The sequence below is a fragment of the Flavobacterium sp. 5 genome, assembly GCF_002813295.1.
Lineage (GTDB): Bacteria > Bacteroidota > Bacteroidia > Flavobacteriales > Flavobacteriaceae > Flavobacterium.
This window is the reverse complement of record NZ_PHUE01000001.1, coordinates 1,230,910-1,250,609: the sequence shown is the minus strand read 5'-3', so window position 1 is coordinate 1,250,609 and position 19,700 is coordinate 1,230,910. Positions and strand designations below refer to the sequence as shown.

At 33.6% G+C, this 19,700-nt stretch carries 18 protein-coding genes; 12 read left to right on the top strand and 6 right to left on the bottom strand.

Annotated elements, in window-relative coordinates:
* Positions 1 to 86: 86 nt before the first annotated feature.
* From CLU82_RS05115 to CLU82_RS05095, 5 genes are all read left to right on the top strand, one after another.
* The gene (locus CLU82_RS05115; RefSeq protein ID WP_100842072.1) at positions 87 to 1,004 is read left to right on the top strand and encodes a family 2A encapsulin nanocompartment shell protein; all 918 of its coding nucleotides are present in this window, start codon (positions 87 to 89) and stop codon (positions 1,002 to 1,004) included.
* Positions 988 to 3,027 (top strand): family 2A encapsulin nanocompartment cargo protein cysteine desulfurase, encoded by a 2,040-nt coding sequence (locus CLU82_RS05110; RefSeq protein ID WP_100842071.1) that lies wholly within the window; start codon positions 988 to 990, stop codon positions 3,025 to 3,027. The genes CLU82_RS05115 and CLU82_RS05110 overlap by 17 nt, the downstream gene beginning before the upstream one ends.
* A gap of 270 nt (positions 3,028 to 3,297) precedes the next feature.
* Positions 3,298 to 4,128, top strand: coding sequence for a Two component regulator three Y domain protein (locus CLU82_RS05105; RefSeq protein ID WP_100842070.1), 831 nt, complete (start codon positions 3,298 to 3,300; stop codon positions 4,126 to 4,128).
* Between the two features lie 303 nt (positions 4,129 to 4,431).
* Positions 4,432 to 4,737: a hypothetical protein gene (locus CLU82_RS05100; protein WP_100842069.1), complete on the top strand. Its 306-nt coding sequence runs from the start codon at positions 4,432 to 4,434 to the stop codon at positions 4,735 to 4,737.
* Between the two features lie 290 nt (positions 4,738 to 5,027).
* On the top strand, positions 5,028 to 5,789 hold the full coding sequence (locus CLU82_RS05095; protein WP_100842068.1) for a helix-turn-helix transcriptional regulator: 762 nt from the start codon (positions 5,028 to 5,030) through the stop codon (positions 5,787 to 5,789).
* A 163-nt stretch (positions 5,790 to 5,952) separates the two neighbouring features.
* Here the strand turns inward: CLU82_RS05095 and CLU82_RS05090 are convergent, their stop codons facing one another.
* A complete protein-coding gene (locus CLU82_RS05090) occupies positions 5,953 to 6,270 on the bottom strand; it encodes a hypothetical protein (RefSeq protein WP_100842067.1) in 318 nt (105 codons plus the stop codon).
* A gap of 780 nt (positions 6,271 to 7,050) precedes the next feature.
* On the opposite strand from CLU82_RS05090, the gene CLU82_RS05085 reads away from it, so the two are divergent.
* The 7 genes from CLU82_RS05085 to CLU82_RS05055 all read left to right on the top strand — a co-directional run bounded on the left by CLU82_RS05085 (position 7,051) and on the right by CLU82_RS05055 (position 16,188).
* Positions 7,051 to 8,406 (top strand): heme-binding protein, encoded by a 1,356-nt coding sequence (locus tag CLU82_RS05085; RefSeq protein WP_100842066.1) that lies wholly within the window; start codon positions 7,051 to 7,053, stop codon positions 8,404 to 8,406.
* An 84-nt stretch (positions 8,407 to 8,490) separates the two neighbouring features.
* Positions 8,491 to 10,209, top strand: a complete 1,719-nt coding sequence (locus CLU82_RS05080) for an alpha-keto acid decarboxylase family protein (protein WP_100842065.1) — start codon at positions 8,491 to 8,493, stop codon at positions 10,207 to 10,209.
* 45 nt (positions 10,210 to 10,254) lie between these two features.
* On the top strand, positions 10,255 to 12,249 hold the full coding sequence (locus CLU82_RS05075) for a hypothetical protein (RefSeq protein WP_100842064.1): 1,995 nt from the start codon (positions 10,255 to 10,257) through the stop codon (positions 12,247 to 12,249).
* Positions 12,250 to 12,318: 69 nt separating this feature from the next.
* Entirely contained in the window at positions 12,319 to 13,833 is a 1,515-nt protein-coding gene (locus tag CLU82_RS05070) for a ferritin-like domain-containing protein (RefSeq protein ID WP_100842063.1), read from the top strand.
* A gap of 14 nt (positions 13,834 to 13,847) precedes the next feature.
* The gene (locus tag CLU82_RS05065) at positions 13,848 to 14,435 is read left to right on the top strand and encodes a hypothetical protein (RefSeq protein ID WP_157813323.1); all 588 of its coding nucleotides are present in this window, start codon (positions 13,848 to 13,850) and stop codon (positions 14,433 to 14,435) included.
* On the top strand, positions 14,425 to 15,339 hold the full coding sequence (locus CLU82_RS05060; protein ID WP_100842061.1) for a DUF692 domain-containing protein: 915 nt from the start codon (positions 14,425 to 14,427) through the stop codon (positions 15,337 to 15,339). Before CLU82_RS05065 ends, CLU82_RS05060 begins: the two co-directional genes overlap by 11 nt.
* Positions 15,340 to 15,345: 6 nt before the next feature.
* On the top strand, positions 15,346 to 16,188 hold the full coding sequence (locus tag CLU82_RS05055; protein ID WP_198520191.1) for a DNA-binding domain-containing protein: 843 nt from the start codon (positions 15,346 to 15,348) through the stop codon (positions 16,186 to 16,188).
* A 113-nt stretch (positions 16,189 to 16,301) separates the two neighbouring features.
* Here the strand turns inward: CLU82_RS05055 and CLU82_RS05050 are convergent, their stop codons facing one another.
* The 5 genes from CLU82_RS05050 to CLU82_RS05030 all read right to left on the bottom strand — a co-directional run bounded on the left by CLU82_RS05050 (position 16,302) and on the right by CLU82_RS05030 (position 19,587).
* Positions 16,302 to 16,487, bottom strand: a complete 186-nt coding sequence (locus CLU82_RS05050) for a hypothetical protein (protein WP_100842059.1) — start codon at positions 16,485 to 16,487, stop codon at positions 16,302 to 16,304.
* Positions 16,488 to 16,612: 125 nt separating this feature from the next.
* Positions 16,613 to 17,356 (bottom strand): MlaD family protein, encoded by a 744-nt coding sequence (locus CLU82_RS05045; protein ID WP_100842058.1) that lies wholly within the window; start codon positions 17,354 to 17,356, stop codon positions 16,613 to 16,615.
* Positions 17,357 to 17,376: 20 nt separating this feature from the next.
* Positions 17,377 to 18,111 (bottom strand): ABC transporter ATP-binding protein, encoded by a 735-nt coding sequence (locus CLU82_RS05040; protein WP_100842057.1) that lies wholly within the window; start codon positions 18,109 to 18,111, stop codon positions 17,377 to 17,379.
* 5 nt (positions 18,112 to 18,116) lie between these two features.
* Entirely contained in the window at positions 18,117 to 18,875 is a 759-nt protein-coding gene (locus CLU82_RS05035; protein WP_100842056.1) for an ABC transporter permease, read from the bottom strand.
* A 238-nt stretch (positions 18,876 to 19,113) separates the two neighbouring features.
* A complete protein-coding gene (locus CLU82_RS05030; protein ID WP_100844941.1) occupies positions 19,114 to 19,587 on the bottom strand; it encodes a Dps family protein in 474 nt (157 codons plus the stop codon).
* Positions 19,588 to 19,700 lie beyond the last annotated feature (113 nt).

The following is a 19,700-nucleotide window of genomic DNA, read 5'->3' as shown; positions in this document are numbered from 1 at the left end:
GTGGTTAATTATCTGTAATACATTAAATTAGCGTAACAGTATTTTGTTGAATTAAAAATCAAGTATAAATATAAATAAAACAAAAAATGGCAGAATTAAAAAAACAGCAAACTGCGTTAGGAGACGTAGCTGCAAGGCAATTAGCAATCGCTACACGTTCGGTACCTACAATGGCAACAAGTCCAAGATGGCTTACCCATCTTTTACATTGGGTTCCTGTAGAATCTGGGGTGTATCGTTTGAATAAAGTAAAAGATGCAAATCACATCGAAGTTGATTGTTCAGCAAGAGATGAGCGAACTTTGCCTAATACATTTGTGGATTATATCGATAATCCTCGTGAATATAATTTAGCAGCAGTTCAAACGATTGTTGATGTACATACTCGTGTTTCTGATTTATATAGCAAACCTTACAATCAAATTTCAGAGCAATTGCGTTTGGCAATCGAAACGATTAAAGAGCGCCAGGAAAGCGAATTAATCAACAACAAAGAATATGGTTTGTTAAATAGTGTTGCGTCTTCGCAAATTATAAAAACTAGATCAGGTGCTCCAACTCCAGATGATTTGGATGAATTATTGACAAAAGTTTGGAAAGAACCTGGTTTTTTCTTGCTGCACCCATTGGCAATCGCAGCTTTTGGCCGTGAGTGTACTCGTCGTGGTGTACCGCCTCCAACAACTTCTTTGTTCGGATCTCAATTTTTGACTTGGAGAGGAATTCCACTTATTCCATCTGATAAACTGCCTATTAAAGATGGTAAATCTAAAATCATTTTATTGCGTACAGGAGAAAGCCGTCAAGGTGTAATTGGTTTAATTCAGCCAGGTTTACAAGGAGAACAGTCTCCAGGATTATCAGTACGTTTTATGGGAATAAATGAAAAAGCCATTGCTTCTTATTTGGTATCACTTTATTGCTCATTGGCAGTAACTGTAGATGATGCTATTGCGGTATTAGAAGACGTAGAAATAGGCAAGTATCATGAGTACAAATATTAATAATACGGGATTACCTAACATTGATGACTTGGAAAAGTTAGCCAATGAGCTGTTCAGTGCGCTGCCCAACGAATTTCCAAAAGAAATCTCTTTGAGCCCGAATGCGAGTGAACATCCTCGTGCTACCAAAATTGCCGAAACGCTGCTTGCTGCGGGTAATTTGGGTGGTGTCGATGCGGTATTTCCTGTTAGTAATCATGATACTTTGTTGGGACAATCTGGTTTTGCACCATTAGCAACTCCAGCTGTGGCGGCTAGTCCGATAGGTTCAGTGCAAACTCCGCCCTCATTTGGTGGTTTCGGTGCTTCATCTTCGGTAGGGCAATATGGAAAGTCGCCAGGTTTTGCAGGATATTCTAATGCTTTTTCGGATCCAATTATTGAAAATATTTCACAATTAAATGATTTTAATTTGGATGTGAATGAAGGATTTACTTCGGCTCCTGTTTCAGGAAATGGTACTTCACCTTCTGGGATTCAAAACGGAAACAATGTTAATATTGATAATCCTCAAACTGGTTTTAATGATGTTAATCTAAAGAACAGTGGAGATAATTCATCATCAACATTAAATCAAAATTATTTACCTTTTGAAGTAGAACATTCTTCTTTTGAAGCGGAATTGAAAACGGCTTTAGAGGCTGTTAATTCTAGTTTTGGAATTCCACCTTTGGTAACAACTCCAGGCATAATTGATACACCGAATTCGTATTATTTTTTGAATGAAAATCCTTTTAGGTTTGATTCTAAAAAAGCTGATGTTACTCCAGTAAGTCATAACGAATTTAATGGGTTTGGAGGAACGGATTTCAACGCTCATTTGATCAAGAAAGATTTTCCAATTTTGAGTGAAACTGTAAACGGCAAACCATTGATTTGGTTTGATAATGCAGCTACCACTCAAAAGCCGCAATCTGTAATTGATAGAGTTAGTTATTTCTACGAACACGAAAATTCGAATATTCATCGTGCAGCACATGAATTGGCAGCAAGAGCTTCTGATGCGTATGAAGCAGCCCGCGAAAAAGTAAAAGTATTTTTGAACGCTCGATCTGTAAACGAAATTATTTTTGTTCGCGGTGCAACTGAAGGAATAAATTTGGTTGCTCAAAGCTGGGGAGATCAAAATTTGACAGCTGGTGATGAAATTATAGTGAGCAATTTAGAACATCATGCCAATATTGTTCCTTGGAAACGTCTAGCTGATAAAAAAGGCTTGAAGTTAAGAGTAATTCCTGTGGATGATGATGGACAAATTTTGTTAGATGAATATGCTAAATTATTAAATTCAAAAACAAAATTGGTTGCTTTCACGCAAGTTTCGAATGCTTTAGGAACAGTGACTCCAGCAAAGCAAATGGTTGAAATGGCTCATGCTGTTGGAGCCAAAGTACTTTTGGACGGGGCACAATCTGTTTCGCACATGAAAGTAGACGTTAGTTATCTAAATGCTGATTGGTTGGTTTTTTCAGGTCATAAATTATTTGGACCTACAGGAATTGGCGTTGTATACGGTAAAGAAGATTTGTTAAATGAAATGGAGCCTTACCAATCTGGAGGGAATATGATTCAGGATGTGACTTTTGAGGAGATAAAATACCACAAAGCACCCAATCGTTTTGAAGCAGGTACAGGTAATATTGCTGATGCCATTGGCCTTGGCGCAGCGATTGATTATGTTTCTAAAATCGGAATAGAAGCCATCGGGCAATACGAGCATTATTTATTAGAATATGCTACCAACTTATTGAAACAAATTCCTGGAGTTCGATTAATCGGGACGGCTGCTAATAAAGCAAGTGTTCTTTCTTTTAATTTACAGGGTTTTACCAATGATGAGGTTGGTCAAGCATTAAATAAAGAAGGAATTGCTGTGAGAACTGGGCATCATTGTGCACAGCCTATTTTGAGAAGAATGGGAGTGGAGACCTCGGTTCGACCGTCTCTAGCATTTTATAATACCACTCAGGACGTGGATGTTTTTATAGAAACGCTTTGGCGATTAAAGGCAGGAAAAAAATAAAATATTGCGTTCATGAAATTGTTCATAGAATGAATTGGTTTCAATGTATTAAGTTAAAAACCAATTGGTTTGTTATAATAAAATGGTTAGTTCATAGGTTTATTTTACTTGATTTTTTTTTGTAAGTGCAACAATTCATTTTGAAGAGTTGCACTTTTTTTTGTAAGATATATTACTATTAATATTTTTTTTTAGTTAATTAATCGATTTTTTTTGTTTGTTAGCGAAGTTTTTAATTATTTTTGAAACGAAGAATTTTAAACAAAGCAAATGAGTAATAAAATTACGCTACTAATTTTTACTGTATTCTTTTCGTTATCCAGTTTTGCTACTATCTCAAAGGCAGAAAAGGAAGTCTTGATAAAATTAAACCAAACCACTAATGGGGATAAATGGATTAATAAATGGGATCTTTCTTTGCCAATGAATAAATGGTATGGAGTAAAAGTGGTGGATGATAAAGTAGTTTCTATAAATTTAAAAAATAATAATTTGACAGGACGTATACCTGTTGAAATTACTACTTTACTGAATTTGCAAGAATTAAATTTAGGTACCAATTTATTGAATGGAGAAATTCCTCTTAATATAGGGAACTTGAAAGCTTTGCAAATTTTAGATCTTTCGTTTAATAAATTAACAGGTTTTATTCCTGTTTCGATTTGTACACTTCCTAATTTACAAGTGTTAGTGCTTGATCGTAATATTTTATCAGGTGAGTTGCCTTTGCAAATAGGGAAACTGTCTATGCTTGAGAGTCTGTCGTTATATGAGAACTCTTTTCAAGGATCATTACCTCTTTCTATCTACGAGTTAAAATCATTAAAAACCCTTTCGTTATACAGTAATAGGTTTACAGGAAAGTTGAGTCCTTCTGTTGGAAATCTAATTTTGCTAGAAAACTTAAATCTTTTTGATAATGATTTTAAAGGTCAAGTGCCATTAGAGTTGGAAAAATTAGCCCATTTAAAAAAATTGAATATATCTTATAATTTGTTTTCTGGTTTGGTTTCAAATAAATTATCTTTATTAGATAAGTTGAATATGACCATGAGAAATGAAATAGGAAATGTAGTTTCTTTACCAGTGATTAAAGGATAAATGATATTCTGAAAGAGTAGAGAGATTAAGAACGTTGTTTGTTTTAATACATTTAGTTAGAATACCCTGTAAATTCATACATTACAGGGTTTTTCGTTTTTTATTATTTGTTGATAAAGAACGTTTTAGTATTTTAATGTAAAGCGAATAAATTGGATTAATAGCTTATGTTATAAATTTGATAATTTATAGACTATTATTATACTAGTTTCTTTTTTTTTTCTAATTTTAATAAGAATTCAACTGATTGTGAAAGTTGAGAGAAGAAAATTTAATTTAACCTCATTTTAATATTATATAGTTATGGTAGTACAGTATCAAGGAGAGCAAAACGGAATTCCAACAAAATTTACTATACGAATTATTGGAAATAATCTATCGAAAAGTAGTTCGAATTACCAAATTGATTTATTGGTTGGTGATAAGCCCTTGCCCATTTTTACAAGTTTAATTCATCAAAGTTTGTCGAATTGTTTAAAGGAGATTTACTTATTCAGAAAACACAACAATATTAAGTTTAATGTTTCTTCAGAAAAGATAGCTCCAAAATTAGTTCCTTATGATTTGGTTTTATACAACCATAACAAGTTTACTTTATTCATGGTTTAAATTATTTGACTAATATATTATGTAAAGACTGTTTGATAGAACAGTCTTTTTTTGTTTAAGGATTTTTTTGTTGGATTAAATCGTTTTAAGATAACTATGATCGTTTTAATAAAATTCATTTTAAAGTAAAATCTAAATTGATAATTTAATCTACAGTAAAGATAATTGCGGATCATTTTTGTTATTTTTTTGTTAAAATAATGTATTTTTGAAAAGTATAAATAAGAAATAAATCGTTTTAAATTCACTATTTTTCAGGTTATTTATGTATCAACCAATTTTAATAATTTATGAAAGTAGAAATACAAAAACTTCACGATATTTGGTTAGATTCTCAAAATAAATCAAATCAGAATACGGTTTTGCCTAAAATAACTTTTGATGATCTTACCAATTCAATCATCAGTACAGGACCATTTTATTATTATGTAATAGATTTTTTTGATATGTCTGTTTCTCATGTTAGTTCCTCTATTACAGATTTTCATGAGTTTGGTCCCGAAAATGTTTCTTTTAATGATATTCTAGGAACTATACATCCCGATGATATCGAGTTTGTAACGAAAGCAGAAGGGGCAGTTGCTAATTTTTTTTGTAATAATATTGATCGCGAAAAACTTCTGAAATATAAGATAAGTTATAATTTAAGGGGAAGACTTAAAAATGGAGAATATATTTTATGCAATCATCAAGCTTTAATGCTTACTATGGATGAGAATGGAGGCTACGGAAAATCACTTAACATTCACACCCGTATTGATCATTTGGCCAAACATAATACGTATCAATTTTCGCTTATTGGTTTAGATGGTGAGCCGTCTTATATGAACTTAAATGTTGATAGTGATATTAAAAATTGCGTTGAATTTTCCAAACGAGAAATAGATATTATTAAGAATATTGCCGATGGTTTGAGTAGTATAGAAATTGCCGAAAAACTTTTTATTAGTGATTTAACTGTAAAAAAACACCGTAAAAATATTTTAAGTAAATCAGCCTGTAAAAATACGGCTCAACTAGTTAAAGACTGTATTATGCAGGGAGTGATTTAGTTGGCGTAAAATTGTTTAACTGGAATAATAGAATAAAAATGACTAGTTCTAAATAATTTGTATAGATTATTTAGAACTAGTCATTTTCATGTTTAATGAGTTTATGTTTTGTGATTATTATGAAATAGCTGATTTTATGATTTGATGAATTTATCTGTTATAATCACAAAAGAAGAATCAACAATAATATAATAATAATGATAGCTCCAACAGAGAGATATACACCGTTACTTGTAGCTTTTAGATTTGCTTTAATAGTTTTAACTTCTTTGCGTAACTCTTTTTTTTCTGAGCGGCTCATATTAGATTTATCCATTTCTTTTATTTCCTCCAGACGATTAAGCATACTTTTTACTTCTGCTGGCATTTCATTGCTTTTAACAGTAACTTCAATTGTGTTTTTCTCCGATGCAATAATTGTGGATGGAAAAATACTTAATGATAACACCATCATCATTAAATAAAAGCTTAGTTTTTTCATATTGTATTCTATTAAATCAGTTAATTATATCTATTACAAATATTCGAATTAATCTAAAATAGTGTGTTATATCTTTATCTGTATTAATTACATGATTTACTGATAATAAGACACTTGTATTGGATGTGAGTAAGAGTTAATTCAAAATATTTAAAATTCCCTGTGAGTCTATAGAACTATAATTTCGGTTAGACTTGAGATCTACTTTTAGTATTTAAAACTTCAAAACTATTTTACTTTTCATTGATAGCCTATTCTAATCTTGCATTTAAATTTTTTAATAATGAATTATGCGCGATAAGTATATTTCAAAGGAGTAGAGTAATTATACTATTCTAATGTATGCCATTTCGTTGCTATTTGATGATTTTAAAAATGCTTGATAAACAATAAATGGATTGCTGTTTAAAGTAGATTCTAAAAAGAATTTAAGTGTTTATATAAAAGGATATGTTCTAAAATGTAAAAATGATCTTGTACAGTTATTTCGGTTTCTTATAGATGAAAATTTGCTATTGATACCTTTTTTTTAATTTAAATTGTAGTGTCATCGTAAGTTTATATAGAAATAAAATTCGAACTAGATTTATTTTTAAAATATGTTTTTAATTAATAATTCGAAAGACCAAGCTAATTGTTTTATAGTAGCTATAAAATTTTACGTGTTATACTATAGTAATAAGAAGCATAAAGTAAAAGTGGAATTCAAAAACCACTTTTATAAATGAGAGTGTAACCTCAAGAATCTTACGAATAGTAAATAATAAAATATAAAAAAAAATGGCAAATCCAATCAACTTAGACCAACCTACATGTCCTTATCTAGCACAACAAGCAGCAACAACAGCTGCAGTAATTCCAGACATTACAACGCCACTTGTATCAGCAACAAATCAGCCACCAGTTATTGGTACTTCTAATCTCGGACTTTTAAATAATTTTATTGGTACATGGAACAGTCCTACGGGTGCAGATGCTTCAGGTTACAATGTTATGCCTTTGCCTCAGGCAGATGCTACAAATGGTTATATTACTAAAAATTTTCCTTATTTCGAAGAAATTTCATTTTCGGCTATAGCTGGTGGAGCACCAAATAGAGAAGGGAAATTTACACAGGCAAGCTCAGTATTATTTTATGAACAAAGAGTTTACATAGCAGACAATGCCGATCCTAGCGGAGCACAGCCCATTCAAAACACCTTGATTCATGCCGAAAATGGTACTTGGCTTTATCATGTTATACAAAATCAAGTGGAAGGTCCTTATGGCCCGGGTACTGTGCCAGTCACAAATCCAATTCCTGTACAAAATCCGATGACTCAGTACAACAAACAAATTTCAGTGCCCCATGGTGTTTCAGTTTTGATGACTGGAGGACCAGTTGCTACTGGAACAGGAAATCCAGTTTTCCCAACTGCTGATAGAACTAAATTACCGTTTACAGATCCTACTATTATTGACCCATCAACAGTTTTGACTCAGCAATTGGATGCTTTGAATAGTAAAGGGATTACTGTCGAGAGTTATTCAAGTATTACGGTTAGTACTACTAATGAGGGTGGAGCTGTAAGTAACATAAATTTTGAAAATTCTTTCGGGAAAGTACTATCAATGAACACAACTTGGTATGTTGAAACTTTGAGTAATGGTACTGTTCAGTTACAATACATTCAAAATATTGTTTTACAGTTTTTGATTAATGGTATGCCAACTCAGTTTTTACATATTGATGCCAACACCTTGCAACTGGTTGAAACGTTTGCTCAGGTTAATGCAAATCAACCTTGGCAAGACACAGGGATTACTGTACAACCTGGAAAATCAATAACAGTAAGTTACAATTCAGGGCAGTGGACTGCAGACCCAGATACAAATAATGGTAATCTGTATGGAGCAAATGGATGTACTGGTATTATTGTAACGCAATCTGGTTATCCTATTCAAAATGTAAATATGGGTGCGCTTATAGGACAAGTTGGAACTAATGCTCCATTCTTAATTGGAAACGGACCTGTTGCAACTCCTACAGGACAAAGTGGGGTATTAAAATTATGTATCAACGATGATTTAAATGGGGAATACGGAGTTGGATTAGCCGATAACATTGGTAGTCTACAGGTACGTATAAAAATTTAAAATTTAGATATCTTCAAAAGAGTAAGAACCAAGGAGTCTATAATAGAAAGACAAATATAACTCCTAATTTAGAATATCAAAAAAATGAAATCTACAAAAGAATTTACAGTTGCAGATTATCTGCTTACTCGACTCAAGCAATTAAATGTCACCGAAATTTTTCAAATTCCGGGTGATTATGTAAAGCATTTTACACAGGCCTTAGAAAATTTTGATGGAATTAAAACTATTGGAACTTCCAACGAATTGGACGCTTCTTATGCTGCAGATGCTTATGCACGTACTCGAGGATTAGGGGCTGTATCTTTACAATATGGGGTAAGTACTTTTAGCGCATTGAATGCTATTGCGGGAGCTTATGTAGAGCGCAGTCCAGTTGTTGTAATTAGTGCTACTCCTGGAGCAGATGCCCGACAAATAGGGAGTATGTACAATGTATTGTATCATCATTCTACTGGTAATCTCAACGCAGATCAGGAAGTTTACGAAAGAGTAACAGTTGCTGCCGAAACCTTAAGTAGTTCTGTCGATGCCCCAGAAAAAATTGATAATTTAATTATTGCAGCGCTTACACACCAACGCCCTGTGTACATTGCATGCTATAAAGAGGTGTGGGGGGAACCTTGTACAAAACCTTCTGATAAAAAACTAAAACCTCAAATAATAAAGAGTGAAACAGCAGCACTTGAAAATGCTGTTTCTCAGGCTTGGACCCAGATTAGTCAGGCAAAATCCCCTCTGATTCTTGCAGGTGTAGAAATCTTGAGACACAATTTATCTAGTCAATTAGAGGAACTTATCAAAGTGAGTGGGATGTTGTACACTACAACTTCACTGGGGAAAACGGTACTGGATGAAGAAGGTGATAAATTTATTGGAACGTATTCGGATCAGGCATCTATCCCCGAAGTTATCAAACTGGTTGAAGCTTCTGATTGTATTTTATCTTTAGGAACTATTATTACAGATGATTATTTATGGTTGGTAGAAAATAAATTTTCGGATATGATTCAGGCAACGACCCAAGAAATGCGGGTTGGTTATTTTACGTATAATAATGTAAGCCTAAAAGATTTTATTAAAGCATTGATAGAGCGTTTTAAAATATCAAAAGTATATCCGTTAAAAACTAAGGCGCCAGCCCAGCCAAAATTTCCAGAGCCTTGGAGATCCAACTCGGATCCAAAATATGATCAAACACCCGAAGTAATAACGTTCAACCGTTTTTTTGAAAATACGGTATCTTTTTTAGAAAAGAACAAAATGCTGGATGATATTGTTATGACTTTTGGCGTAAGCTCATCTATGTACGTGGCTACTAATATTTACGGATTATCTAAGAATGCCTATATTTCTTCGGCAGCGTGGCAGTGCATTGGTTTTGAAACCGGTGCTGCTTCTGGTGCTCAACTTGGAAGCGGTAAACAGGCATGGACTGTAGCAGGTGATGGTGGTTTTATGATGATTGCACAATCACTTTCGACTCTGGTAAAATACAATATAAACTCTGTAATATTTGTGATGAGTAACGGGGTATATGCTATAGAACAGGTTTATGTAGATATGGACTCATTTAAGGCTGGACCATCTCATAAGTTTGATGAATTTGATATTCTTCCAAAATGGGACTATCAAGCACTTGCCAAGGCATTTGGGGCAAACAGCTACCGAGCCGAAACCGTTACAGAATTAAACGAAACACTTCTTAAGCTCAAGAAAAAAACAAATCTCCCTACTCTGGTAGAAATTGTAATTCCTCAAAAAGATCTGGCACAGCAAATGGCAAGGCTGGGGAATGAATAAAAGCAATAACAAATCAAACGATAAAAAACTTAAAAACATACGATCATGAGTAAAAAAACATACTCTATTTTTGGAGCAGGTGCAGCAGGACTCTATACTGCCTGGAGATTACTGGAAGGAAAATCCAAACACGAAAAAAATGAAAAAATGCTTGTTAAAGGGGATGTATTGGAACTCTACGACTGGGGGAAATATGATTTCTCTAAGAAAAATCCAGGCACGAGAGAACCAGGCGCACGTGTTTGTACATGGCATTATAAAGACAATAAAGACAATTCTTATCTGGAATTGGGAGGCATGAGATATTCTAATTGGGACGGTACTCCTATGGGAGCAGGACATCGTGTAGTTACTAAAACTATAGAAAAACTGAATCTTAAGAAAGATTCAATTCCATTTAATGAATCTGCAGATCCCTTAATGTCTTTGCGTGCTAAAAACATGTATGTATCAGATATTAATTCTAATCAGCCAGCACCGTATGATGTAAACAATTATGGTGAAGATGCTCCGCCAGACGATGGATTTACAACAATACAATCCGTAGCGATCACACAAACATCCGGACCTGTTACTAGAAGAGAGTGGTGCAAATTTTATGAAGACGGAAAAATCAATATTGATATGCCTGAGAGTTCTATCTTTCAAAAAGGAGATTTGCTAAAAGAAATCGGATATTGGAATCTTGGTTACGATATGCTTGGACAAGAAGGTTTTAGTTATTTAGCTGATGGTAATGGATATAGTTCAAACGTAGTAAACAGCCATAGTGCTCAGTCGTTTAATGTCAATGATGAGTTTACTCCTGGAACCGAATACAAAACCTTAGTAAAAGGATATTCCAGCTTATTTGATACCTTATTTGAAGAAGTTGAAAAACTAGCAAAACAAAAAGGAATCACTCTAAATTATTTTCCAAATACTCGATTGCGTTCTATTTTGCATACTAAAGCAGGTATATATTTTACAACAGGAACCCGCCAAGATCCAGACAAGCTTGCAGAAAGTAAAATATGTAATGCCGCATTTCTTGCAATGCCGAGAGCAGCCATAGAATTAGTAGCTCAGGCAAGTAGATATAGTGATAAAGAAGGGTTAGATGTATTAAATCACGAAAAAGTGCAGCTGTATTTGGAGTCTGTAATTATGGAACCTTCCTATAAAGTAGGAATGTTTTTCAAAACGCCATGGTGGAGAGAAACTGTAGATGGTACTCCAACTTATCCTGCTAAGCTAACGAGTTACTTTTTAACACTGGAAGGAATAGCCAAATTAAAGAAAGAGAATTTCCCTTCCGATTATATTAAAGAAATAGAATTAGCAAAAAGTCCCAGTATTATTGGTAATTCATTTAATGATAAAATTAGTTTTATAGCCACTGTAGAAAATGCAATTCAGGAGCGTCTGACTTTTAAACAAGAAAAACAAATCGCAACTGTAGCCGAATTAGATACAATTGGTCCAAGTATTACAGATATGCCAATTCGACAAGTAGTCTATTTTGGTGATAATGCTAGAAATGCAAAAGGAGAAAAAGTATATGGTATTCTTGCTAGTTATGATGATATTCAATATGCAACATTTTGGAAAGCTTTGGAACTCGGTCCAAAAGCAACTCGTGAAATTCCGGAGTCCAGAGATTTACAACCATTAGAAGGTCCAAGAGAAGCCACACCCGTAATGGTGAAAATGCTTCGCGCGCAATTGGCATCATTGCATTTTGGACCGCAAACGGATTACTCTGCTGTACCTGAACCTTTAGAAACAAAATATATGGACTGGTCGCTTCCTCCTTTTAATGCAGGTTATCATGCCTATAAATCGCACTATAGTTTAGGCGATGTGCAAAGAAAAATTAGAAAACCATCACAGCTTATTACAAAAACAGATTGTGATATTTTTATAGTTGGAGAAACCTATTCAAATGATCAGGCTTGGGTGGAAGGAGCATTTTGTACTGCCGAATCTGTTCTGAATGATTTTTTTGGTATCGAAGAAATTATAGATCAAAAACATTACCCATTTATTTCTCCGGAATAATTCACTTAACCAAAATAAGGCAGACTAAATACTTATACAAATATTAGTCTGCTTTCAAATTTTAAATCCATGAAAACCAAAAAACTTTTTACACTTTCTAATGCGGTAACAAAAGAGAATATCAAGGAGGTAATGCAACAGGCAATTGCGCTTGAGCTTGCTACTATTCCAACATATTTATCTACTTATTATTCGATAAACAGAGCACAGGATCAAGATAAGTTGTACGCCAAAATTCATAAGCAACTTTCACAATCCGGTGAGCGAACTGATGAAGAAATTGATGCATTAACACAAGAATTGAAGCTGGATGTATTGGTTTATTCAAATAAATCGGCCGCTTTAATTATGAGTGTTGTTATCGAAGAAATGCTGCACTTGGCTTTGGCATGTAATGTAAAACAAGCTGTTTGTCAAATGCCTCCAGATCTTATGGGGATTGGAAAAATATTGTCGTTTCCAACACAATTGGACGGGCATATTCCTGAATTTCAAATTAATGCTGCAAAATTATCGTTGAACCAATTGACTACCTTTTTGCAAATAGAAAGTCCTGAACCGTTTGTAGATCCTTATGCAGAGAAACAATTACTAAATACAATTGATTATCAAACGATTGGTCGTTTGTATGAAATGATTATTGAATGTGTAAAAGAAGACTTTCCAGGGCCATATAATTATAAACCACAATTGCTTCCTCCAGATAACCCTGAACGTCCAAGACCGTTCTATTCTCAAAATTCAATGAATACGGTGCATTATGACAGAGATCACAATCCACAATTTGCAAATGGTGATGATAGTGGAGGACTAGTTGGGGTGTACGATGCCCATTCGGCAGTTGATGCTTTGGAACGCATTGTAGAACAAGGAGAAGGAAGAAGCAAGGAGAAACAACATACTCTAATTTGGGGAGCGGATAAAATACCAATACCTATGGATGTTATAGATGGCAAAGTAGAGTTTTGGGAAGGAGATTATGATGATACAGGAAAAGAAGTAGCACACTTTGCTAAATTCCTCGAAGCATATAGTCTTGGTGGTCATTATCAGGAAAAGTTTAGTAAAATTAGAGGCTTAGATGATTTCTTTAGCTATTTTGTTTACGATACAGATGCCAATCCTAAAACAGCAGATTACCAGGCTTCTAGTAATGTTGCACTGGCACTTTGTTCGGAATTGGGGAATGCGGTTTTTGCTTATATTCTTTTAATGATTGAAACATGTTATTATAAAGATGAGAGTACTCAATATGACTTATTTATGTATGGTATTCATAAATCGATGATCTGGCTTTTGAGTGGTGTAGGAAATCAAATCAATCAGTACACCTATACTAAAGGTAATCAAGCTTATAAAGGTGCTTTAACATTTGAACCTTTTCCATTTGAGAAAAGTTTCTTGAGACCAAAAGCTCAAATTATGAGTTTGGTTGATCAGTTGGCGAAAGCAGATCCTACTAATTGGGGCTGGGCAATTAAGAGCGAAAATTATTTCCCTTCTTTACCAGATGTAGGATTGGATTACAGTATTGTAGCCGATATGCCAAAAGTACCAAGTACACCTTATACACATAATCATTAATAAAAATAAAAAAGATGTCAGAATTAGTAACTAGAGAGCTTCATGTGTGCATGGGACTTAATTCATGTAAAAATGCGGGATATTCAGGAAATAATGATTGTGCCGGAAAAGGAGATTGTTCAACAGCAGTTGGTCATCCGTGTCACACTTTAAATGCCTGTAAAGGACAAGGAGGCTGCGGAATTTTTGGAACTACTGAAGAACTTTGTCATCCAGGTGAAAATGATTGCCGTTATCAAGGGAGTTGTGGTGTGCCTATTTTGTCTTCTCGTTTTATGGCACAAGGCCCCAATAAAGGGCTTAGTGTTTGGCAATTGGCAAGAGCACGTTTTGAAGAAAAAAGAGAAGCAAGTGGAGAGTCATTTGGCGTGGCTCCTCAACAATACGGTCCAAGTGATGAATATGTAAACACAGTTCGTGGGACTTCAGGTATAGATTATTCTTCTTGTGGACAAAGTGGTTCAAGATCTTGTTCCTACATAAACGATCCTAAAGATAGAAAAGCTGCTGCCGAGCAAAGAGTTTTGAAGATGGAGGAGGAAAGTGCAAAAAAACTGCCTGAGACTATTTCAAATTGTTGTTCGAAAAACAATGGCAAGTAGACTTGGATTGCCCAATTTAGGATTGGGTCTAGGACTTAGAAGTCAACATTTTGAGCATATTCTTCAAAATAATCCGCAAGTAGACTGGTTTGAAGTTATTTCTGAGAATTTTATGGATTCGCATGGACGACCAAGACATATCTTACAGCAAATAGCAGAAAAATACCCCGTGGTCATGCACGGGGTTTCTATGTCTATAGGAAGTACCGATCCGCTAAATTTTGATTACCTAAAGAGTTTAAAGCAGCTCGCATCTGAGGTAAAACCAACCTGGATTAGCGATCATTTGTGCTGGACAGGAGTTTTAACAACCAATTCGCACGATTTACTGCCGCTTCCGCTAAATGACGAATCATTGAAGCATGTTTGTAATCGAATCACGCAGGTGCAGGATTATTTAGAACGACCGCTGATTGTAGAAAACCCAAGCACGTATGCATCTTTTAATAATTCTACCCTACCGGAATGGGAGTTTTTACGAATAATGACTGAAGAAACGGGCTGCGGATTACTCTTAGATGTGAACAATGTGTATGTGTCTTCGTTTAATAATGATTTTGATCCGGTGGAATACATCAACGGAATCCCACATGATAAAATAGTGCAAATGCACTTGGCTGGACATCAGAATTGTGGCAATTATATTATCGATACACACGATAGGGAAGTAACCAGTCAGGTATGGAAATTGTTTCAGCAGGCTTATCAATTGGTAGGTGAAGCATCCGTTTTATTGGAGTGGGATGGTAATATTCCAGCCTTTGATGTGTATCATTCCGAATTACTTAAATCAAAGAAATACATGGACGCAGCATTTGTTGGAGTTGAAAATGAAGTTCAGTCTATTGATAAAGAACAGGTTTCAAACCCATTGAATATATTTGCGATGGATAAATTTTTATAGATGTCAATGATGGATAAAACGGACAAAATACCATTGAAAGATTTTCAGCAATGGATGCAACAACTTTTACTGGATCCTTATCAACAAACGGGAGTGGATCCAAGTGATTTACTTTCGAAAACATCAAATGCTACTTCAATTGAAGATGTGATTTCTCATTCTGAAAAATTGACTGCTCAGGAACATTTGGGTATTTACCAACGGAGTTATATTGCACGTTTGCGAAATTGCATGTCACAGCAATTTAGCGCTTTGGAATATGCTTTAGGCGAGGCTATTTTTTGTGCTTTTGCCGATGATTATCTTGCTTCAAAACCATCGCATAATTATAATTTGTCTTTTTTGGGAACCCATTTCTCAGACTATCTTCAAAACAACAGACCAGATGCCGAAGAGGATATCAAAGAAGATTGGATTGATTTCATGATTGAACTGGCTCAATTTGAATATGCCATTGGAGTCCTTTTTGAAGAGAAAGCCGAGGAAGACTATCAATTAGCAACGATTGATACACCAGAAGATGAACTAAAATTGGTGCCTATATGTTCTTTATTTAAGTTCCGATTTCCAGTAAGAAAATACTATTCCGAATTTAAAAATGAGAAGCATCCTAGCTTGCCATTTGAAAGTGAAAGTTATTGTGTGGTTTTGAGGCACAAATTCAAATTGGCAGTTTATGATTTGCACAAAGAGCAATATGATTTTTTGAGCCTTTTGAAAGAACAAAAGAATATTTTTATTGCAAAAACAATGTTTAAGACTCATTATAAAGAAAATGATATTTCATTTGAGCAAGTATGGAACAGTTGGAAAAAACGGTGGATAGTAGCTAATTTTTTTCGAATATAATAAGTAGATGAAAAAAGTATATGAATAAATTAAAAAGAAACTCAAGTATACTAGTTTAGATATTTATAAAGATATCAAATTTCCCAAATTTTTAGCTCTTATTTTTATGCGAATTATTCTTTAGCTTTTACAGAACAACCGTGAACTTTAGTATAATATTCTTGATCTACTTGATTTCTTAATTTATTATATTCTAATGTTTCTTCACGATATTTAACTGCACTATTTAGAATAATGGTTTCTTTCTGATTTTCAGTTGTAAGGTCATCCTGTTTTGATTTATTCGCTATATCTATCATATTTTTGTATTTTTATTAGTAGTTGGATCATATTACAAAGATGTATTTATACAGGAGATGATGACTTATATAACTTTTGAGATAAGTTATATGATTTCCATTTATTCTTTTAAAATTAGAAAAAGCTATTTTTTATGGATCGAATCTTCCTTTTTTTTCGTTTCTTCTTTCTTCTGTAACTCTTCTTTCTTTTTGGCTTCTTCTTTTTCTTTTTTATTAAAATAGCCTTTAAATAAAAAGTTATGTTTGGCAGCTTCCATGTTTTCACTTAATCCTTTTGATCCTGATTGAAGATTAGACATTGTCGCATCCAATTTTTTTGCAAAATCCTTGTCATTCATTAATTTAGCCAAAGTTCCATTACCATTATTCATATTATAAGTAAACAGTGCCAATTGACCTGTAATAATCTCTGCGTTATCCACACTGGTTTTTACACTTTTCATTAAGTCCGCCATTTCTATTGGACTTGTTGATTTAATAAAAGCATTGTCTTTAATGATTTTATTAGATGAAGTTCCAGGAGAAATAGTAAGTACCTTATCACCTACTAAACCATCAGAACCAATACTGGCTCTAGCATCTGTTTTAATATACTTTTGGACTTCTTCTTGTATTGTTAAAACCACAACAACGCTAGAATCATTTACCAATTCGATTTCGCTGACTGTACCCACGTTTATTCCAGAAAAACGAACATTGTTGCCAATTTTTAAACCGCTGACTGTTTTGAATTTTGATTTTAACTGGAAGTTGGATCCAAACAAGTTTTGTTGTTTTCCCACAAAATAAATAATAAGGATAAATAATAGTAACCCTATTGCTACAAACATTCCTAATTTCCAATTTGATTCAGTTTCTTTATTCATGATTCAATTTTTTTAGTGTATTAAATAAAAAAGGAACGTACCCATTCGTCTTTACTTTTTTCCAATTCTGCGTAGGTTCCTTCTGCTATAATTTCTCCTTCTTTCAGAATTAAAATTCTATTCCCAGTAATTTTTGCACAAGCCATATCGTGAGTAATTATTAGAGAGCTTGTTTTGTATTTTTTTTGGACATCTAGTATCAATTCACTAATTTCTCTTGATGTAATAGTGTCTAAACCAGATGTTGGCTCATCATATAAAATAATTTCTGGTTTGATTATAATTGCCCTGGCCAATGCAATTCTTTTTTGCATTCCACCGGATAATTCTGCAGGCATTTTATCAATGGATTCTTGTAATCCAACACTTTCTAGAGCTTCGATAATTTCAGATTCAATTGCATCTTCTGGTAAATCGCGAGTATGATGTTTTAGTGTAAATTTCAAATTTTGCCTAATAGACATCGAATCATATAACGCTCCATTTTGAAACATAAAACCAATTTTAACCCTTAAATTATTAAGTTCATCATATTTTAAATTAGTAATTTCTTTGCCTGAAACTTTAATACTTCCTTTATCGGGTTCCAATAGCCCTACTATACATTTTATAGTAACTGATTTTCCAGAACCCGAGCGGCCTAGAATAACCAAATTTTCGCCTTTATTTAGCCTAAGATTGATTCCTTTTAGGATAGTATTTTTCCCAAAAGACTTATGTAAATTTTTGATCGTTATGATGGGTTGTGTTTCCATATTTTTTAGAAAAATAAATCAGTTATTTGAACGGCTAGCATATCAATAATAAAGATTGAAAGAGAAGATAAAACAACAGCTTCATTTGCTGCAATTCCCACACTTGCTGTTCCGTTTGAAGTATTAAAACCTTTGTAGCAGCCAATTACTCCAATAAAGAAACCAAAGAAAAATGTTTTGATAGTGGCAGGAAGTATATCAAGAAATTCAACATGTTCAATCACTTCCGAAAAATAGAGGTGCATGCTTATGTCACCATGTATTTTATAGCCGATAAAACCTCCTAAAATTCCAATAAAATCAGCATAGAAAACCAAGATGGGGATCATGAATGTGGTTGCCAAAATTCGGGTAACCACTAAATATTTATAGGGATTAATTGCCGAAACTTCCATGGCATCTATTTGCTCTGTCACTTTCATAGAACCCAATTCAGCACCAATTCCAGAAGCTATTTTCCCCGCACAAATTAAAGCAGTAATTACTGGGGCAATTTCTCTAATCAAGGACAAAGAAACCATGCTTGGCAACCAAGATTCGGCTCCAAATTTTAATAAAGTTGGTCGCGACTGAAGCGTTAATACTAATCCCATTATAAATCCTGTGATAGTGATTAATGGAAGTGTTTTGTATCCAACGGCAAAACACTGTCTGGTGAATTCCCGAAACTGAAAGACAGGTTTAAAAAGTTCTTTAAAAAACCTGCAGACAAATAAGGTGATATTGCCCGTTTCTTCAAAAATATTTTTTAGATATGTTGTCAAAATAGTATAGTTTTATATTTTTGAAACAGTTAGGTTAATAATGTAAAATGCTAATATTCAAACGGTAAGTATTGTAAAGTTAAGACTATTGTTATCGGGTTGTTTTATATAACTTTAGCTATAAATTGTATTATTCACACCTTAATTCTTCGCTTTTTCAGAATAGACATTAATAAAAATGGTTGCCCTTGCCAGGACAACCATTTAACCAACCAAAAAATTAATTCAACTAAATTGACTAAGCTAAATATCTTCTCAATATCCAAGCATTTGTCTCGTGTTGTTGTAATATTTTTGTGAACAAATCGGCAGTTCCAACATCGTGGTTTATATCAGCAGATTTGTCTATATCTTTTCGTAATTCACTTATTAAGATTTCGTGATCAGTCAATAATTCTAAAAGCATTGTTCTTTGGAGAGGATATTTTTTTGGATTTTCTTTAATTCTAGACAGTTTAGAAAATTCGTTCATTGTTCCAATGGTTTTCCCTCCTAATTTACCAATACGTTCTGCAATCTCATCAATAATGATTTCCAATTCTGTATATTGAGCTTCAAATAATTTATGTAATTCCATAAAACTTTCTCCTGTTACATTCCAGTGAAATTTTCTGGTTTTGATATACAATGTCATTTCATCAGATAAGACAACAGAAAGCAGGCTATTTGCTTTTAGTAAATGATCTTCCGTAATTCCAATTTTAGGTATCATATTTTTATTTTTTAGAATAATTAAAAAAAAAATATCAATGTCATTTGTTAGTACCAAAAAATATTTTTTGGTGATTTGCTTCTTCTCTTGACGAAACAACATTGATTATTTTT